14 protein-coding genes and 2 pseudogenes are annotated in these 17,694 nt (G+C 45.3%); 9 read left to right on the top strand and 7 right to left on the bottom strand.

Annotation, left to right across the window (positions count from 1 at the left end; translation table 11 throughout):
- Nucleotides 1-32 precede the first annotated feature (32 nt).
- From B3V56_RS11705 to B3V56_RS11675, 7 genes and pseudogenes are all read left to right on the top strand, one after another.
- A pseudogene (locus B3V56_RS11705) lies at nt 33-125 on the top strand (copper-binding protein); the annotation flags it as partial.
- A 137-nt stretch (nt 126-262) separates the two neighbouring features.
- Entirely contained in the window at nt 263-550 is a 288-nt protein-coding gene (locus tag B3V56_RS11700; RefSeq protein ID WP_273152475.1) for a hypothetical protein, read from the top strand.
- Between the two features lie 516 nt (nt 551-1,066).
- Nucleotides 1,067-1,390 (top strand): hypothetical protein, encoded by a 324-nt coding sequence (locus B3V56_RS11695; protein WP_008290369.1) that lies wholly within the window; start codon nt 1,067-1,069, stop codon nt 1,388-1,390.
- A 64-nt stretch (nt 1,391-1,454) separates the two neighbouring features.
- On the top strand, nt 1,455-2,753 hold the full coding sequence (locus B3V56_RS11690; protein ID WP_289284322.1) for a TolC family protein: 1,299 nt from the start codon (nt 1,455-1,457) through the stop codon (nt 2,751-2,753).
- Nucleotides 2,754-2,758: 5 nt separating this feature from the next.
- Entirely contained in the window at nt 2,759-3,907 is a 1,149-nt protein-coding gene (locus B3V56_RS11685) for an efflux RND transporter periplasmic adaptor subunit (RefSeq protein ID WP_273152484.1), read from the top strand.
- 13 nt (nt 3,908-3,920) lie between these two features.
- Complete coding sequence (locus B3V56_RS11680) at nt 3,921-7,034, top strand: efflux RND transporter permease subunit (protein WP_289284321.1); 3,114 nt, start codon at nt 3,921-3,923, stop codon at nt 7,032-7,034.
- 97 nt (nt 7,035-7,131) lie between these two features.
- On the top strand, nt 7,132-8,019 hold the full coding sequence (locus B3V56_RS11675) for a cation diffusion facilitator family transporter (protein WP_286304709.1): 888 nt from the start codon (nt 7,132-7,134) through the stop codon (nt 8,017-8,019).
- Between the two features lie 14 nt (nt 8,020-8,033).
- Here B3V56_RS11675 and B3V56_RS11670 read toward each other — a convergent pair whose 3' ends face one another.
- Together B3V56_RS11670 and B3V56_RS11665 are read right to left on the bottom strand one after the other, a co-directional pair.
- Nucleotides 8,034-8,867: a cation transporter gene (locus tag B3V56_RS11670; protein ID WP_036310922.1), complete on the bottom strand. Its 834-nt coding sequence runs from the start codon at nt 8,865-8,867 to the stop codon at nt 8,034-8,036.
- Nucleotides 8,868-9,065: 198 nt separating this feature from the next.
- A complete protein-coding gene (locus B3V56_RS11665; protein ID WP_008290363.1) occupies nt 9,066-9,680 on the bottom strand; it encodes an SHOCT domain-containing protein in 615 nt (204 codons plus the stop codon).
- A gap of 150 nt (nt 9,681-9,830) precedes the next feature.
- Here B3V56_RS11665 and cadR point away from each other — a divergent pair, with 150 nt between their 5' ends.
- Together cadR and B3V56_RS14755 are read left to right on the top strand one after the other, a co-directional pair.
- Nucleotides 9,831-10,235, top strand: a complete 405-nt coding sequence (gene cadR / locus B3V56_RS11660) for a Cd(II)/Pb(II)-responsive transcriptional regulator (protein WP_008290384.1) — start codon at nt 9,831-9,833, stop codon at nt 10,233-10,235.
- A 492-nt stretch (nt 10,236-10,727) separates the two neighbouring features.
- Nucleotides 10,728-10,855 (top strand): annotated as a pseudogene (locus tag B3V56_RS14755) (IS3 family transposase); the annotation flags it as partial.
- Between the two features lie 15 nt (nt 10,856-10,870).
- Here B3V56_RS14755 and B3V56_RS11655 read toward each other — a convergent pair.
- The 5 genes from B3V56_RS11655 to B3V56_RS11635 all read right to left on the bottom strand — a co-directional run bounded on the left by B3V56_RS11655 (nt 10,871) and on the right by B3V56_RS11635 (nt 17,625).
- Complete coding sequence (locus B3V56_RS11655; protein WP_286304706.1) at nt 10,871-11,248, bottom strand: TnsA endonuclease N-terminal domain-containing protein; 378 nt, start codon at nt 11,246-11,248, stop codon at nt 10,871-10,873.
- Nucleotides 11,249-11,623: 375 nt separating this feature from the next.
- Nucleotides 11,624-12,220 (bottom strand): TnsA endonuclease N-terminal domain-containing protein, encoded by a 597-nt coding sequence (locus B3V56_RS11650; RefSeq protein WP_286304705.1) that lies wholly within the window; start codon nt 12,218-12,220, stop codon nt 11,624-11,626.
- 455 nt (nt 12,221-12,675) lie between these two features.
- A complete protein-coding gene (locus B3V56_RS11645) occupies nt 12,676-13,842 on the bottom strand; it encodes a ribonucleotide-diphosphate reductase subunit beta (RefSeq protein WP_289282690.1) in 1,167 nt (388 codons plus the stop codon).
- Nucleotides 13,842-16,745, bottom strand: coding sequence for a ribonucleoside-diphosphate reductase subunit alpha (locus tag B3V56_RS11640; RefSeq protein WP_289284320.1), 2,904 nt, complete (start codon nt 16,743-16,745; stop codon nt 13,842-13,844). The genes B3V56_RS11645 and B3V56_RS11640 overlap by 1 nt, the downstream gene beginning before the upstream one ends.
- 352 nt (nt 16,746-17,097) lie before the next feature.
- Nucleotides 17,098-17,625 (bottom strand): hypothetical protein, encoded by a 528-nt coding sequence (locus tag B3V56_RS11635; protein WP_289282693.1) that lies wholly within the window; start codon nt 17,623-17,625, stop codon nt 17,098-17,100.
- Between the last annotated feature and the right edge of the window lie 69 nt (nt 17,626-17,694).

Raw genomic sequence — 17,694 nt, 5'->3', positions numbered from 1 at the left:
TCCGGGATCAGTAAACCACTACAGTTAAAGATGAGGCTTTACTCACTAAGCTTAAGGTGGGAGAAACTGTTGATTTCGAGTTTATGAAAGTAGAACAAGGTTATGTCATCACTGAAGTCAAGTAACTGACAATATGCAGGGCTGATTAAAAAATCAGCTCTGCATTAATTAATGCACACACTACGGAATGAGCGATTAAAAATAATTGTCTAAAAGAATAGGAAAACTGGGTCTTGCACCCATTAACTCGAGGTAAATAACCATGAAAACACAGTTTAAATATTGGGCTGGAATGTTCTTAGGTATTTTATTGACGATGTCTTACAGTATTGTCAATGCTGACACTTCACGCAGCTCATCGACAAATTCTGACAAAGTAATTATTCAACCTGCCGAGGCAAAACATAAGCATCCGTATGGTCCACCCGGGAAAGGTCCCCGCCGTTACATGGAACACAAAACTGAAAAGGGCCAACAATCAAAATCTGACGCCAAAACCAAGAGTATTAGGCGTGGCCCCCCAGGTAAAACACCTTATAGAGGGCGTTGAGCAGTTGAATAAGTGCCGTGGTCTTAGAAATGTGTTCCACACTGAGGTGCCGGAATGGGTGGCTTGATCATTATTGGTGCTCCAGTAAACCTTAAACAAATCAAAAATGCCGATGCCAAGGGCGCTGCCGACCGACTTGCCAGAAAAGCAATCAAAGCAGCTAAATAGCGCTGAGCAAGTCATGAAGCTTAAAAATTCGGACTTGGCTGAGCACCATTCCTGATGGTGCTCAGTCTTGTATCCCTGTAGGAGTTCAATCAGCACCAACCTGACTCATAACAATGTTCAGCGGCTATTTTTATTGACGTATATTAATGAAAAGCAAAGTGTGTCGTAAATAGCATGATTCGATTACAAACTAGCGTATTAGCAAAAAAACCTAGACAAGCAGAGAAAAATCAAAAAAGTTGTATTCATAGTTGGAACTGATTCATAATAGGCATGTCGTAGAGATAATTGTGATCATAAATAGCTAAACTAATGTCAGTCCATTCTTTCGTAAAAGTGCTTATTCTGATGATTGTCATTCAATCAGGCATTGTTGCGGCTGACGTTCACAATGTTGTGCCAGAGCATGCATCTGAGCAACACCTTAGCAATAATGAATTCAATGACAGCCACCAAGACCAGGTTCAACTCGGCGGTGAACACAATTCACCCTCTTCTGATCCTGCTGAGAGTTGTGTTTTGTGTATGCACTGCCACTGCTCACACTTTATCGCTATAAACACCAATTCAAACATCGAAGTTTATCCGAGTCCGGAAAACTTTTATTATCCCTACCAGCTAGCTTCTGTCACTGACTTTTCAGTCAGTATGTACCGCCCTCCTAAATCCTGATCTGCTGACATTTCACGCGGACTCGATCTGAGTCCGTTGTTCACAGATATACAGGATTTCTTTCATGAAAAAGCAATATGATTGCGTGCAGAGTTCACGTAAGCCCGTTGTGCTTGCTTTGGTTTGTTACTTGCTCCCAGCAGCGATGGCGCCGCTTACCTATGCTGATGCCGGGCAACAAGAAAAGGCATTGGGTCTGAGGGAAGCGATGCAACAAACGCTACAACAGCATCCTTCCTTACAGGTTTTTCCTCTACGACAACAAGGTCTGGAAGCGCAGAAAAAAACTGCCAACCTTAAACCGGCTTATGTGGTCGGTGCTGAAGTCGAAAATGTCGCCGGAACAGGGGAGCTAAGCGGTATCAAAGCCCTTGAAACACGGGTCACATTATCATCTGTTTTGGAGCTAGGCGATAAACGCCAGTCACGTGTCGATTTGGTTGAACAACAAAGCGATGTTGTTCGTGTCGATCGCAAAGTCAAAGCACTGGATTTACTGGGGCAAGTGACAAGAAGATTCATCAACGTGCTCAACAGCCAGGAGCGAGTAAAACTAGCAGAAGTAGGACTGGAACTCGCGCAAACGACATTAAAAGAAGTCAACCGGCGTGTCAGTGCTGCTGTGGCGCCTAAGGCCGACCTGGGCCGTGCTGAAGCTTCAGTTCAACAAGCAGAGTTGACCCTGCTTGCAGAGCAGCGACAGTTTGAGTCGCACCGAATGGCACTGGCTAACTTGTGGGGCAGCTACCAGCCTGCTTTCGATGAGGTATCAGGATCACTCTATTCCTTTAATGAAGCGATGCCGTTCGATGCCTTATTCTCTAAAGCACAACAAAATCCACAGATCGAAATGTTTGCTGCCGAGGCGCGGGTTCGTGATGCCGAAGTCCGACTGGCTCGCACCCAGCAAGTTGCTGATCTGACCTGGTCAGTCGGGATACGACGAGATGAAGGTATTGATGATTCAGCCCTGGTTGCAGGCATTTCTATGCCCCTGTTCAGCCAGGAGCGAGCTCAGAGCAGGATAGAAGCAGCACTGGCGGCCAGAAATGAAGTGACCTATCGGCGTCAGGACGTGTTGCTGCAACTTCATACGGAATTGTATCGCGCCTATTCAGGGCGTAGTCAGGCCATTACCAGCATTCAGAGGCTGCAACAACACATCATCCCTAAACTTAATACCAGCCTGGAGCAGACACGCGTCGGTTATCAGCGTGGACTCTATAGTTATTTGGATTTACTCACTGTCAGGCAGGATTTGCTCAACGCCAGACGAGCTGTTATCGAGGCTGCCACAGCAGCGCTCAAATACGAAGCTGAAATTGAGCAACTGACAGCAGAGCCACTGGCTAAAACGGAGTAAACAAAATGTATCAGAACAAAATGTTTGAAAAACGATGGATTAACTTTTCCTTGAACAGCAGTCTATCAATTCTGTCGGCACTATTGCTGATAATTCTAGCATCACCTGTTATCGCTCAAAACGAGCATGAACATGGTGATAAGCAAACTGAACAACACAAATCAGAAGATGCCCATAAGCATGATTCAGCGTCTGAAAGTTCTATGCACAAAGAAGACGACTCGCATAGTACCGACCAGCATCAGCATGACGAACAAACGCATAATTTAACTGAATCTCAGAGTGAGCAGACGTCACCCGCGAACGCTAATGAGGATGAGCACGGGCACGGGCATGAAGGTGAAGACGAAAACCACGTCGAAATTGATGATGAGATGGCTCGTCAACAAGGCCTCGCTACTGCGAAAGCCCTGGCCGGAGAGGTATCACTGACGACCAAGCTTTATGGCAGGATTGTACTTTCACCTGATCAGGTGAGTCAGGTCAGAGCCCGTTTTCCTGGCCGAATTACCCGCGTTAATGTGAACTTTGGTGATGAAGTTAAAAAAGGGCAGTTATTGGCGAGTGTGGAATCCAATAACAGTTTGCAGAGCTACAATTTGCATGCCCCTATCTCTGGCACTATTACAGCAAAAGAAGCCAGCACAGGCGAGGTTGCCAATGATCAAGCCCTATTCACCATCACCAATACTAATTCACTGTGGGCGGAGCTTAAAGTGTTCCCTGAGCAGGCCTCTGAAATAAAAGCTGGGCAGAAAGTTCAGTTGCTCAACGGCGATCGAAAGTTTGAGTCCAGCATCAAGCAACTGTTGCCAAATAATCAGGCCCAGCCTTACCGAATTGCCCGTGTTCCCATTGAAAGTACTGAAGCAACCCTATTTCCGGGCTTATTAGTGGAAGCACAAGTCATTATCCAGCAAGAAACCGTAGACATCAGAATCCCCAACAGTGCCATTCAACGTTATGAAGGCTCACAAGTTGCCTTTCTCAAAGCGGATGGAAAATATCAGGTCAAACCTTTGAATTTGGGTATTTCTGATGGCAGATATAGTGAAGTGTTATCCGGACTCCGGCAAGGCGATGAAATCGTCGTAGAGAACAGCTATCTCATCAAAGCTGATCTGGAAAAAGAAGGCGCGGCACACGCCCACTAATACGGAGTTAAACATGCTAAATAACATTCTATCGCTCTCAATTGAGAGACGGGGCCTGATGTTGTCCCTGATATTACTCATCATCGGTCTGGGTGTATGGAGTTACCAGAAACTGCCGATTGATGCGGTACCTGACATCACCAATGTACAAGTACAAATCAATACCAAAGCGCCCGGCTACTCGCCACTTGAAGCAGAGCAGCGGATCACTTACCCGGTAGAAAGGGCGATTGCCGGCCTGCCAAATCTTGATTATACCCGCTCAATATCGCGTTATGGGTTATCACAGGTCACCGTGATATTCGAGGAGGGAACAGATCTCTATTTCGCTCGTAATTTAATCAATAATCGTCTAGCGGTCATCAAAGGCTCATTACCCGCAGGGCTAGAACCTGAGATGGGACCTATCGCGACGGGGCTGGGTGAGATTCTGATGTACACGGTGACAGCCGAGCCGGGGGCCAAGCAGGATGATGGCTCACCTTATAACGCCACCGAGTTGCGCGTCATTCAGGACTGGGTAATTAAGCCGCGTCTGGAGCGCGTTAAAGGTATCACTGAAGTGAATACCAACGGTGGCTTCGACAAGCAATACCATGTTCAGCCAGACCCTACGAAACTACTGAACTTTAGTGTCAGTCTCAGTGAATTGAAACAGACATTGATGCAAAACAATGATAATCGAGGAGCTGGTTATATTGAGCGCTTCGGTGAACAAATTCTGGTTCGGTCACCTGGACAACTCAAGACTATCGACGATATTCGCCATGTGGTGGTGAAAAATATTAATGATCGGCCAGTATTAGTCCAAGATGTTGCCGATGTCGTCATCGGCAAACCACTACGCAGCGGTGCAGGGACTCGCGATGGCAAAGAAGCCGTTGTAGGTACAGTGATGATGCTAGTCGGTGAAAACTCACGCGCAGTTTCTGAAAGGGTCGCAAAGGAACTTAAATCGATTCAATCCTCATTACCGGAAGGTGTCATCGCGGAAGCGGTCTATAACCGCACAACACTGGTCGACAAGGCCATCAAAACGGTGCAAAAAAACCTGCTGGAAGGCGCTCTGCTGGTCATCGTCGTATTGTTTTTGCTACTGGGGAACATCCGTGCTGCATTAATTACTGCGGCAGTTATACCCCTGGCCATGATGGCAACATTTACCGGTATGGTCCAAGCGGGCATTTCTGCCAACCTCATGAGCCTAGGGGCGCTCGACTTTGGTTTGATTGTCGATGGTGCTGTGATTGTGGTTGAAAACGCGATTCGCAGGCTCTCTATTGCACAAAGACAGGCTGGGGGAATATTACCCTTAAAAGATCGACTACAGGTCGTTTTTGAAGCCACTAACGAAGTAATACGGCCCAGTCTGTTTGGGGTGGCGATTATTACCGTCGTCTACATCCCCTTGTTTTCACTCACCGGTGTTGAAGGGAAGATGTTTGAACCGATGGCTGCAACAGTCATTATTGCCCTGGTTTCTGCCATGATCTTCACCCTTACCATTGTGCCGGCCGCTGTGGCGACATTCATGGGCGGCAGTGTAAGGGAAAAGGAAAGCCTTATTATCAGTGGGGCAAAATGGCTTTACCGTCCTGTCTTGCTACTCAGTCTGAAATTGCGCTGGGTTGTTCTCCTCGTTGCGGCTATTTTGGTTACGGTATCAATCAATATGGCCAGCAAAATGGGCTCTGAGTTTATCCCACAACTTAATGAAGGGGATATAGCACTGCATGCACTGCGTAGTATAGGTACCAGTCTTGAACAATCCATTAAGATGCAGGGACTGCTCGAAAAACGGTTAAAGGAATTTCCGCAGGTCGATAAAGTCTTTGCTAAATTGGGCACGCCGGAAGTCGCCACGGATCCTATGCCTCCTAATGTGGCTGACACTTTCTTAATACTTAAACCAAGGAGTGAGTGGCCTCAACCGGAATTACCCAAAAGCGAACTCTTAGCTCAAATTGAAGCTGTGGTTAAACAATTGCCAGGCAATAATTATGAGTTTACCCAACCGATCGAAATGCGGTTTAACGAGCTAATTTCAGGGGTTCGTGCTGACTTAGGCATTAAGGTATACGGTGACGATTTAGACTTGCTTAAGCAAAATGCAGAAGCGGTTCTCGCCGTCGTGCAGCAGATCCCAGGTAGCGCGGATGCACGTCTTGAGCAGGTTGATGATATGCCCATGCTGACGGTCGAGCCTAAACGGATGGCAATGTCACGTTATGGTCTCAATGTTGATGATCTGCAGAATATGGTTTCCACAGCTGTGGGCGGCGGTATGGCCGGCCTCATTTATGATGGCGATCGGCGCTTCAATCTTGTGGTACGTCTCCCGGAGAAGATCAGGGAAGATATTGAGGCACTGTCAGTGCTTCCGGTCAGTCTGCCGGATGGTAATTATGTCCCACTCTCTGAAGTAGCCAAAGTCGAATTGACCCAGGCTCCCAGCCAGATTTCCAGAGAAAATGCCAAACGACGAGTTGTTGTGACCAGTAATGTCAGAGGGCGTGACCTTGGGTCATTCGTTGAGGAGGCACAGCAACAGATTGCAGAGCAAGTTGAGCTTCCAGCTGGTTACTGGGTTGAATATGGCGGCACTTATGAACAGCTGCAGTCAGCCAGTCAAAGACTGTCTATCGTAGTCCCTGTAACGCTACTGATCATCATGGGCTTACTGGTGACCGTGTTGGGCTCGTTTCGTGATGCAGCCATTATTTTTACCGGTGTGCCACTGGCGCTAACGGGGGGCGTAATGGCGCTTCTGCTCAGAGATATGCCGCTGTCGATTTCAGCCGGTGTCGGATTTATCGCCTTGTCAGGGATTGCAGTGCTTAACGGCCTGGTGATGCTGGCATTTATCCGCGACTATTGGCATAGCCACGGAGACTTGCATAAAGCGATTGTCGAGGGCGCGATGACGCGGTTGCGGCCCGTACTGATGACGGCTTTAGTGGCAAGTCTGGGGTTTGTTCCTATGGCGCTTAATACCGGTACCGGCGCTGAAGTACAAAGACCGCTGGCGACAGTCGTGATTGGGGGCATTATTTCCTCAACGTTATTGACGCTGGTTGTGTTACCCGCACTTTATAAGTTGATTCATAGTAGAGATAAAAAAAGCTAGCCGGCGATGCTGAGTCCGTTGCTGGTCATGATATGACCAGCAACGGTGTATCTCATCACAAGAAATTGCTGTGTTGTTGAGTACATTGGAGTGTTTTATGCATAATCACAACAGTCAGGACGAGACGAGTTCACGACGTATTGGCCTGGTGTTTTTGCTGAATTTGGGCTTCACGATCATTGAGTTTATTGGCGGGCTGCTGACCAACAGTACCGCGATTATGGCCGATGCGGTACATGATCTGGGTGATAGTCTCTCTCTTGGCAGTGCCTGGTTGTTATCACGCTGGGGGCAGAAAACGGCTAATAATGAGTTCACCTACGGTTACCGCCGCTTAACCTTATTTGGTGCCTTTTTAAACAGTATTGTGCTTATTGCCGGTTCCATTTGGGTGATCACTCAGGCCATACCCCGTATTTCTGATCCTGTGATGCCCGTCACTGAAGGTATGCTCGCATTAGCCATATTGGGTGTGACCATTAATGGGTTTGCGGCTTATCGTATTAGCAAAGGCAGCACGATGAACGAAAAAGTGCTGAACTGGCATTTGCTGGAAGACGTGTTGGGATGGGTTGCTGTGCTGGTTGTGTCGGTGATCCTGCAATTCGTGGACTGGCCAATACTTGATCCATTGCTATCAGTCGGATTTACCTTGTTTATCTTATTCAATGTGATTCGTAACTTCTGGGCAACCGGCAAGATTTTTCTACAGGCAGTGCCCGACAAGAACCTGCATGATGAGATCCGACACAAACTCTTACACATCGATGGTATCAGTGACATTCATCATCAACACCTTTGGTCGCTCGATGGTGAACAGCATGTCCTGACGGCTCATCTCGTGATTGAGGGCAGCCTTGAAAACGGGCGATACAACAGCATCAAAGATTCCGTAGCCGAGACTTTAAAACCATTCAGTCTGGCTCATACCACCATCGAGATCGAGTTAAAACAAGAATACTGCCGTGATGAATCCGCTCACTAATTAACGTTGAGGGACTAGTGACGCAGTTGTAATATGCGTCGGGCCCCATTCATCACAATAAGTCCTATCACCAAACCGATGATTAAGTCGGGGTAGTGTGAACCTGTCCATGAAACCAACAAACCTGCCAAGATAACGCCAGAATTGGCTATGACATCATTGGCGGAGAAAATCCAGCTGGCTTTCATATGAGCGCCGGCATGGCGTTTTTTTGCAATAAGAAGTAAGCAGGTCACATTAGCAGCGAGAGCGATTAGTCCCATCATGATCATAATGCTGGATAATGGTTCACTGCCATAGAGGAATCTTCGCAGGACTTCAGCTAGGACACCAACGGCAAGTATCAACTGCAACCAACCGGAAAAGTGCGCAGCACGCAGTTTCTTATTAGCGCTATACCCAACGGCATAGAGGGAGACGCCATAAACTGCGGCGTCTGCAAACATATCAAGAGAATCCGCAATCAACCCGGTTGATTCTGCCCACCATCCTACAAATAATTCAGTCACGAATAAGATGGCATTGATGGCCAGTAACCATTTTAGAATGCCCGCTTCTTGCTGTGAGCTTGTTTCTTCTGCATCCAGTACGTTGGTAAGTTCTTCATCTAGTACGGGCTCAGTTTTTTCAAGCGTTGCACCTAGATCCAATGATTGCATCCGCGACTCAATCGTTGTTGCATTGTCTCCGTGGAAGATGCGGACTTTACGATTAGGTGTGTCAAATTCAAGTATGACGCCGGGTTCAATCCCATCCAATGCCATGCGGATCATACCTTCTTCAGAAGGGCAGTCCATTTTTGGAACTTTGTATTCACTGACATAACTATATTCAGTCATATGACACATTACTCATCGGTGTATAGATAATAGTTATAAACTCTTGGGATTATTTGTACATTTACACTGCTTTGATAACCATTTTAAATGGCTTTAGAGGCTATACCAAGTGAGCAGCAATTCAATATGAATCGTGGGATGAACGCTGAAGGCCTTATTTCACACTGAGCAGAATAGCCAATATCGCTCACGAAAATACCGTCCTCACTAACGTTTATTCAAATCTTCGAGCATGCGTAAGTATTCCTTACGGTCGATTTCTCCCCGTGCATAACGGTCCTTGAGAATTTCGATAGCTGATTTCCCTGGGACAAGGGGTTCTTGTGGCCCTTGTGTATTTGCATCCGATGGCTGTGCAGCATGCTTTTGCAGGTAGGCTGTGATTGTGCGCAGCTCGTTTTCTGTAGGCGCCTTGATATTCATTGCTTTATTATTGCTGCTCATCCATTGCATGCGCGTATTCATGCGAGCCACGATGGTCGGCCAAGCTGGAGCCGTATGCTGTTTAGGGGTTGGTGATGCATGGCACTGCATGCAGTACTGCTTAATCAGCCGCGCCCCGGCCGAGTTCAGTTCAGGTAATTCCACCGTACCAGAGGCATTAGGCATCATCCCTCCCTTCATACCACCGCAGCGTCCTTCCCAACTTCCACCACAGGTACCACACATAGCTTGGGCGATTTTTTGACCATTATCGGCAGGGCGTTGAATCTCACGCGATTCAAAGGGGGTCTTATCAGCTGACATGACAGGTAATGCAGTTAGTGAAGTAGCCATTACGGTTACCGTACTGCCAAGTAACATACGATTGCGCTTATTCATGAGTGTTTACCTCTAGTAATGTTGAACTCTGTAGCACCTGAAATCTATTTTGACCTTCGTATTCAGTAAATGAAGCTTGATGAAGAATATTAAAAACCATATAGTTACTATAAGGTCAATAGAGAAAAATAAATGTTGGGGGGCCGGGAGATGCGTATTGGACAATTGGCGCAGTTGGTAGGGATCGAAACACAGACAATCCGCTTCTATGAACAGCAAGGATTGTTGTCACCGCCTGATCGACAAGAGAACGGTTATCGTAGTTATACGAAGATGCATGGAGAGCAGCTCACCTTTATACGGCGCTGCCGAAAACTGGATCTGTCACTCGTAGAAATTCACGAACTCCTAAGCTACCAGAAACATCCGCATCAACCTTGTTCCGCAATTAATAGCTTGCTCGATGACCACATATCTGACGTGCGAACCCAGATAACTTCTCTGCAAGCGCTTGAGAATCAACTTGTTTCACTAAGAGCGAGTTGTAGCAATGAGCGGGAAATTGAGACGTGTGGTGTTCTTGCTGAAATTAGTGATCCAAAGATACATTCCTAATTAGTTGTCGTTATTCCTACGCAGCTGACAGACAGAGATTTGTCAGATCAGATTCAGGTTTCATTTAGATTCTTAGCAGGTAATAAATATCGCAACGTTTTTCTAGGGCTTGTTGATCATTGATGTTCAAAACTCAATCAACCCGCACAGGCAGCTACATGATGCTGAAAGCAAGCATAAGCATGCCGTGATAATTACGCTAAATCTTGTCATAACGCATTGCAATAGCCTGAAAATGTTTGATTCTCGCAAAGACATTTCCAATCAGGTGTCTAGCGGTACAACACCGCTCCATACCCTGATTGCCAATACGATTATTTTAAAATCGTGAGGTTACTGGCCTCAGATTATGGCGCTTGACTTGATGCCTTAATGCTTCGCTATGATAGCCTTTGTCGGCAGTGACATTTTCGGCGGTGAGAGCGCATGCAATTAGGCTTTGAGCATAAACCACATCATTGACCTGACCGCCTGATAATTGTGCATGGACAGGAAGCAAGTAGCGACATCTTCGGTTACATCAAGATGCTTTACAACTCAAGACGACTATAAAATTTTAATAATCAACTGTCGCCTATCGAGTTTGAAAACCGATTTTCAAACGGCTGATAAATGTCTAGAAAATCGGTGGCTATTCACTGTGAGTCGGTCACAACACTATAGTCAAAACCATCAGTGTGCATTTGAGCTTTGATTGCGGCCGTTTTCTCAATGAATTCGGTCTTCTTAGTAACATGCAAAGGTTTTATTTCGACGAACTTACGCTTAGGTGTCGAATATCGAAATATTTCAAAATCTGGAAAGTGATATTTGTATTTGTCTTCCCGAGTGTACCGGTAGCGGATGGGCTGTGATGTATAGCCCCTTACATCATCATCAAACTCCAAATAATACATAAAGTCGCGTTCTATCTGCGATTCCCACTCCACAAGAACCTGCATCTTGGCACTCATAAAGCTACCAATAACGTTTTTGCGACCTTTTTTATGAATTGACCTTGCCGGCTCACTCATTATTCATACTCCCTCATCCCAACATCAGGCTATAACATCGGCTATGAGGGAGCAAGAATAATCTATTTTATGGTCGTTTTTTTACAAGTTATGATCGTACCTACACGGCTGCTCAAAGTATTCAACCACGTCATCATCAAACTCTAGGTAATAAAGGAAGTCACGCTCGATTTGTGAATCCCACTTGACCATTCTGCCAAGTTTAAAGCTGGGAAATGAGCCCACAACTCGGTTTGGTCCTTTATTGTTAATCTCTCTCGCTAATTCACGCATAAAAAATCCCTCACATGACTAACTATAACAAAGTCATCAGGTGAGGGATATTTATGACCACATATTTAAAGGTTTATGCCCATAATTTTAAGAATTATGCCATTACCTACAATCTATATCGAAACTGAAAACTTGATTGGCTATCAACACATAGCAGTCGTATTTATCTAGATACTCAAAAGAGGCTAATTCCCCAAGAGTTAAAAAAGATGAAAAAGAGTTTTCAATATCTCGTTTTACTCTTCCAATTAACACTGGGCAGGCTTTGTCTCTATAGTATTTGTTTAATAATTTGAGGTTAGAGAAGCGTGGTTCTTCTCGAAGTGATTTCTCTGTAATTATTTCAAAATCATGACCTGCCTCGTCCATGGCAGTGGCGATTGTTTCGTATTTCAGTCTGATTTCATTTTTAAGTAACTCGGATTCTGGTTTAAGCTCTACATACTTGAGCTTGCTTGTAGATTTTCTCCGAATCTCATAATCAGGGAAGTAATAATGATATGTATGATTGTGAAGGTATTTGAATTTTATGGGTTGTTCAAAATATTCAATTACATCATCATCAAACTCAAGATAGTAAAGGAGATCACGCTCAATCTGCGAGTCCCATTTGATCATTCTGCCAAGTTTTACACTTGGGAATGAGCCTACTACGCGGTTGGGCGCTCTATTATTAATTTTTCGCGACAATTTGTGCATAAACCCCCCTTCACCAAAGCTGAGTATAACAAAGCATTAAGGTGAAGGGGTATTTACAGGCATATATTTAAAGGCTTATGCCATTAATTTAAAGACTTATGCCATTCCCTACACTAACGAAGATTAAATATTTATTTAGTGTTTATTTGCGATCGATACTATAAATATCTTACATAACCTTCGATTTTAGTTTTTCTCATTTTAAATGTTATTTTTACTCATTCTCAATGTTAAAAACTCAAAATTAATGTTACTCAATGGCATTTTTATCTCGAAGCGTATTAGATGCAAGAAACGAGATGTCTTTCGTAGTTCCTTTATTATTACTTGCCATATTCAGAATCAACCTCGTTTCAGTTAAAAAACTTTGGAATCAAATAACCATAAGCGAATGAGACTTATTATCAGGGTCGCTTATGGTTACATTTCGGTCACTGAATCAGTTACGCGACACATCAGTCCCATTTCAAACCACCACCGGTTTGATACTCGGTGACTTTGGTTTCGAAGAAGTTTTTCTCCTTCCGCATATTGGCTTGTTCATCAAGCCAAGGTAGGGTGGCTTCGGCACCTGGGAAGGGCTCTTCAAAGCCTAGTTGTTTCGCACGACGGTTCGCGGTGTAACGGAACTGGCCGTGATGCACTTCTTTTGAGTAACCTAAAATTGGGTCACGCAGAATGTAGCCTGCATAAGTTTCTTCTGCGGCGTCGGCTTCTTCAAACATCTGTTGGACTTTTTTCGGGTCCAAGGTGACGTTTTCTTCTTTCATGATTTGCTTACAAACGCGAATACCGAAAGAGGCGTGCATGACTTCGTCACGCATAATGTATTGCAGCTGTTCGGCGGTGCCTTTCATCAGACCACGACGTTGCAGAGCAAAAATCGGGCTGAAGCCGTTGTAGAACCATGAACCTTCAAAAATGCCAGCAAAGAAAGCATAGGACATGATGAAGTTTTCCAGTTCATCAGGATCGCGTAAATCAATATCACTACGCATGACAGTATTTAAACGGTCATTGGCCAGTTTAATTTTTTGGTAAATCTCTGGCACCACACGGTAGCGGTTATAGATTTCTGACTGATCAAGACCAATGGTTTCGATACAGTGCTGGTATGTCCATGTGTGTAATGATTCTTCATACACTTGGCGAGCCTGATAGATTTGCAGTTCAGGCGCGGTCATTTTTTCCATGACCGCCAGACCAATATTACGCATCGCTAAGATGTCTGAGGTGGTCAGGTATGACAGTACGTTTTCATAGACATGGCGTTCTTCCAGCGTCAGTTTATGACGGTAGTCATGAACGTCTTGCGCCATGTTGATATCCAGCGGTGTCCAGTGATTCTTGTTGGCATTCAGGAAGTAGTTCCATGCCCAAGGGTATTTGAACGGCGCTAACTGGTTAATATCCGCTTCACCATTGATAACGCGTTTGTCGTCAGCATTGACGGGCTTGGCGTTTGATAATGGCATTTGCTTGACCTCAGCCGAAGCGGGTGCTTCGCTGAGATCATTAGCCGCTGGTGCAGCAGGTTGTTCTGCTGCTTTTTCTTCGCTTTGTTTTTTTGCTTCCGCAGTACCGGCTATCGGTGCTGAGAATGGATCATCCCAATTCAACATTACTGACATGCCTCACAATCTGGTTCTAAAATTGAACACGCTTTTGGCGCTTCCATACCTTCACCTAGAACTAAATCGTCCATACTTGCTGATGAGCTGGCAACCGGCGCTTGCGTGCTCGCGGCGGCAACTGCTGTAGGCTTGCTTGGTGCAGGCGCTTCAGTTGCTGTTGTTGGTGCTGTGCTGGTTTTTTCTGCACCTGTTGCCCCCATAGAGCGGAGGTAATAGGTGGTTTTCAAGCCACGTACCCAAGCCAGTTTATAAAGGTTGTCCATCTTCTTACCTGATGGTTCAGCCATATATAAGTTAAGGCTTTGAGCTTGATCCAGCCATTTTTGGCGGCGTGATGCGGCTTCAATTAACCAGCGTGCATCCATTTCAAATGCGGTGGTGTAGAGTGATTTCAACTCAGCTGGAATACGGTCGATGCCTTGAAGGCTGCCATCGAAGTATTTCAGATCGTTAATCATCACGTCATCCCACAGATTACGTGCTTTCAAGTCTTCAACCATATATGGGTTGATAACAGTGAACTCACCTGACAGGTTCGATTTCACAAACAGGTTCTGATAGGTAGGCTCAATCGATTGACTGACACCACAGATGTTTGAAATCGTCGCTGTTGGGGCAATCGCCATGGTGTTTGAGTTACGCATGCCTTGACGTTTGATCTTGTCACGCAGCATGTCCCAATCCATAGTTTTGCTTTCGTCTTGTTGCAGATATTCACCACGCGCTTCTTTCAATAGTTTGATTGAATCGATTGGCAGGATACCTTTGCTCCATAAGCTACCTTCGTAGGTTTGGTATTTGCCACGTTCTGCAGCTAAATCAGATGAGGCGTCGATAGCGTAGTAGCTGATTGCTTCCATTGATTCATCAGCAAATTGAACGGCTTCATCAGAGCTGTAGGGAATACGCAGTTTGTATAGCGCATCCTGGAAGCCCATCAGACCTAAACCGACAGGACGGTGCTGTAAGTTTGAGTGGCGTGCTTGCGGTACGCTGTAGTAGTTGTACTCGATAACGTTATCTAACATACGCATCGCGGTACGAACGGTTTTTTGCAGTTTTTCTTTGTCGAGCTGACCGTTTTCATCAATATGTTTCACCATATTGACGCTGCCTAAGTTACACACCGCAATTTCTTTGTCTGATGTGTTCAGGGTGATTTCTGTACACAGGTTTGAGCTGTGAACCACACCAACGTGCTGTTGTGGGCTACGCAGGTTACATGGATCTTTAAATGTGATCCAAGGGTGGCCTGTTTCGAACAGCATGCCTAACATTTTGCGCCATAGGTCTGTCGCAGGCAGTTGTTTGAAGTTACGAATATCGCCACGAGCCGCTTTTTCTTCATAGGCTTCATAGGCTCTTTCAAAATCAAGACCCGTTAAGTCGTGTAAGTCCTCCACTTCTTCTGGAGAGAACAGGGTCCATTGACCTTCTTCAGCCACACGCTTCATGAATAAGTCTGGAATCCAGTTAGCGGTATTCATATCATGCGTACGACGGCGATCATCACCGGTGTTTTTACGCATATCCAGGAATTCTTCGACGTCGATGTGCCATGTTTCTAAATAAGCACAAACCGCACCTTTACGTTTACCACCTTGGTTAACAGCAACAGCAGTGTCGTTAGCCACTTTCAGGAACGGTACAACACCTTGTGATTTACCGTTAGTACCTTTGATGTGAGCGCCCAGACCACGAACACGTGACCAGTCATTACCCAGACCACCGGCATATTTTGATAACAGCGCATTATCACGCATCGCGTTATAAATACCGCTCAGATCATCCGGTACGGTGGTCAGGTAGCATGAAGATAATTGTGGACGCAGTGTGCCTGAGTTGAACAGGGTAGGCGTCGAGCTCATGAAGTCGAAGCTTGATAACAAGTTATAGAACTCGATAGCACGCTCTTCACGATTTAACTCATTGATTGCCAAGCCCATGGCGACGCGCATATAGAAGGCTTGCGGTAATTCAAAGCGCGTGCCATCGAAGTGAATGAAGTAACGGTCATATAACGTTTGCAGACCTAAGTAGGTGAACTCAAAGTCTAATTCTGGTTTAAGTGCATTACCCAGTCGATCTAAGTCAAACAAACCTAATTCAGAGTCAATCAGTTCTTTTTCAATCGCTGTTGAGATGTAGGTTTTGAAATAGTCACTATACAAATCACCCATTTCTTGTTGGGATGCTTGTTTTGGCATTTTGTAAACAAATGTCAGTGCTTCACGACGAATACCATCCATCAGCAGGCGAGCAGCCAGTGTGCTGTAGGCAGGATCTTTTTCGATGAAGGTACGTGCAGCCATAACCAATGCTTTTTCGACGTCAGCCTCTTTAACGCCGTCAAACAAGTTACGTTGTGTGTCGCGTAAAATAGCATCACGATTAACTTCTGCCAGACCTTCACAGGCTTCTGTAATCAGATTGTGTAAACGGTCAATGTCTAGAGGTTGACGAGAGCCATCAGCTGCTGTGACGTGCAGGGGAGATTCGTTAGCAGGCTGGGGATGTTTCTTTTCTTCTTCAGCACGTTTTTCTGATTGTTTTTCACGATATACAACGTAAGAACGAGCGACTTTGTATTCGCCTTCACGCATCAGGGCCAATTCGACCTGATCTTGAATATCTTCGATGTGAACGGTGCCACCGTCATCAATACGACGTAAAAGGTTGTCGGTAACTTGTTTGGTCAGTTTCGCCACTGTGTCGTGAATACGACGACTGTCTTTTGCTGAATCACCTTCAACAGCCAAAAAGGCTTTAGTAATAGCGACAGCAATTTTGCTGCTATCAAACTCGGTGACTTTACCGTTACGACGGATAACGCTGTATCCACTTTCGGATGCTGATGAGGTATAAACGGGTTGTGCTGTTTCGCTCGCCATAATTGAAATCCCTGCAATAATGTTTAAATAATCAAAAAAACATAAAACCACTAGAGGTTGTGGTTTTGAAATGATTGAACCACAAGATAGTGTGTTTTTGAAGGCTTGGCAAGTGGAGATTTTGCACATAAATTGTGCACTTTTTGTGGATAACTTGCTGTGGGTTTAGAGCTAAGTCAGCGCCTATGCGGGATCACAGCTTTTGTTACTTTTTGGTGCTCGAAAAAACTTTTTTTATTACGGTAAAAAATGCAAATTTTGCCGTGTCTGCTCCAAGGGGGACGGGCATCATACTGGTACTGATTGTTTTGTTCAACCAGCACCAGAAGACTTTTTGCTAAACGCTTAAGAACTAGAATGTTTCTGTGACAGAGACGGCTGACGGGTGCATCAGTTGATGTGCTTTCTTAAGATTCTTGCGACCATCTGTCTGTACAATCAGCGTCCATAGATTCTGACGCTTTGCGGAAACCGTATCGTTGATTAGCGGATCGTGATCGGGGCGTAATGAGACTAATCCGGCCAATAACATGCCAACAAATGTACCGACAACCGCGAGTGCGATATAGGTATAGAGTGGGCTGGACTGGGTCATCATTGGGCCAGATGCCACCAGAGCACTGGCGATGGCCAAGCCAACTAATAATCCGATACCACCAAAGATAAAGTGAGAACGGGCGATAAAACGTGCAATCGCTTTGGATTCAGGTTCGATTTTTTCACTGGTATGGTTGTCTTTGGGCTGAATCATTTCGATGTCTTGCTGTTTGAAATGACCGTCATTTACCAGAGTTTGTTTGGCTTCTAACGCTTTTTGTTCATCATCAAATACAGCAGCCAGCTTGCTTGGTTTACTTTCTTGGTTGATTTGCATATCCATAAGGCAATCTCCTTTTTTGGGGTAAACACAATATAGGAGACAATAGAAACGAAGCAGATATCCTTATCT

The sequence above is a fragment of the Methylophaga sp. UBA2513 genome, assembly GCF_002341285.1.
In the GTDB taxonomy this organism is placed as follows: Bacteria; Pseudomonadota; Gammaproteobacteria; order Nitrosococcales; family Methylophagaceae; genus Methylophaga; species Methylophaga marina.
This window is presented reverse-complemented; position numbering and strand designations above follow the sequence as displayed.

What these genes read in the sequence shown, in the direction of transcription:
- B3V56_RS11700 (WP_273152475.1), top strand. Translation starts at nt 263, where the DNA reads ATGAAAACACAGTTTAAATATTGGGCTGGAATGTTCTTAGGTATTTTA.
- B3V56_RS11640 (WP_289284320.1), bottom strand. Translation starts at nt 16,745, where the DNA reads ATGGCGAGCGAAACAGCACAACCCGTTTATACCTCATCAGCATCCGAA.
- B3V56_RS11675 (WP_286304709.1), top strand. Translation starts at nt 7,132, where the DNA reads ATGCATAATCACAACAGTCAGGACGAGACGAGTTCACGACGTATTGGC.
- B3V56_RS11695 (WP_008290369.1), top strand. Translation starts at nt 1,067, where the DNA reads ATGATTGTCATTCAATCAGGCATTGTTGCGGCTGACGTTCACAATGTT.
- B3V56_RS11635 (WP_289282693.1), bottom strand. Translation starts at nt 17,625, where the DNA reads ATGGATATGCAAATCAACCAAGAAAGTAAACCAAGCAAGCTGGCTGCT.
- cadR (WP_008290384.1), top strand. Translation starts at nt 9,831, where the DNA reads ATGCGTATTGGACAATTGGCGCAGTTGGTAGGGATCGAAACACAGACA.
- B3V56_RS11690 (WP_289284322.1), top strand. Translation starts at nt 1,455, where the DNA reads ATGAAAAAGCAATATGATTGCGTGCAGAGTTCACGTAAGCCCGTTGTG.
- B3V56_RS11670 (WP_036310922.1), bottom strand. Translation starts at nt 8,867, where the DNA reads ATGTGTCATATGACTGAATATAGTTATGTCAGTGAATACAAAGTTCCA.
- B3V56_RS11645 (WP_289282690.1), bottom strand. Translation starts at nt 13,842, where the DNA reads ATGTTGAATTGGGATGATCCATTCTCAGCACCGATAGCCGGTACTGCG.
- B3V56_RS11680 (WP_289284321.1), top strand. Translation starts at nt 3,921, where the DNA reads ATGCTAAATAACATTCTATCGCTCTCAATTGAGAGACGGGGCCTGATG.
- B3V56_RS11665 (WP_008290363.1), bottom strand. Translation starts at nt 9,680, where the DNA reads ATGAATAAGCGCAATCGTATGTTACTTGGCAGTACGGTAACCGTAATG.
- B3V56_RS11655 (WP_286304706.1), bottom strand. Translation starts at nt 11,248, where the DNA reads ATGAGTGAGCCGGCAAGGTCAATTCATAAAAAAGGTCGCAAAAACGTT.
- B3V56_RS11650 (WP_286304705.1), bottom strand. Translation starts at nt 12,220, where the DNA reads ATGCACAAATTGTCGCGAAAAATTAATAATAGAGCGCCCAACCGCGTA.
- B3V56_RS11685 (WP_273152484.1), top strand. Translation starts at nt 2,759, where the DNA reads ATGTATCAGAACAAAATGTTTGAAAAACGATGGATTAACTTTTCCTTG.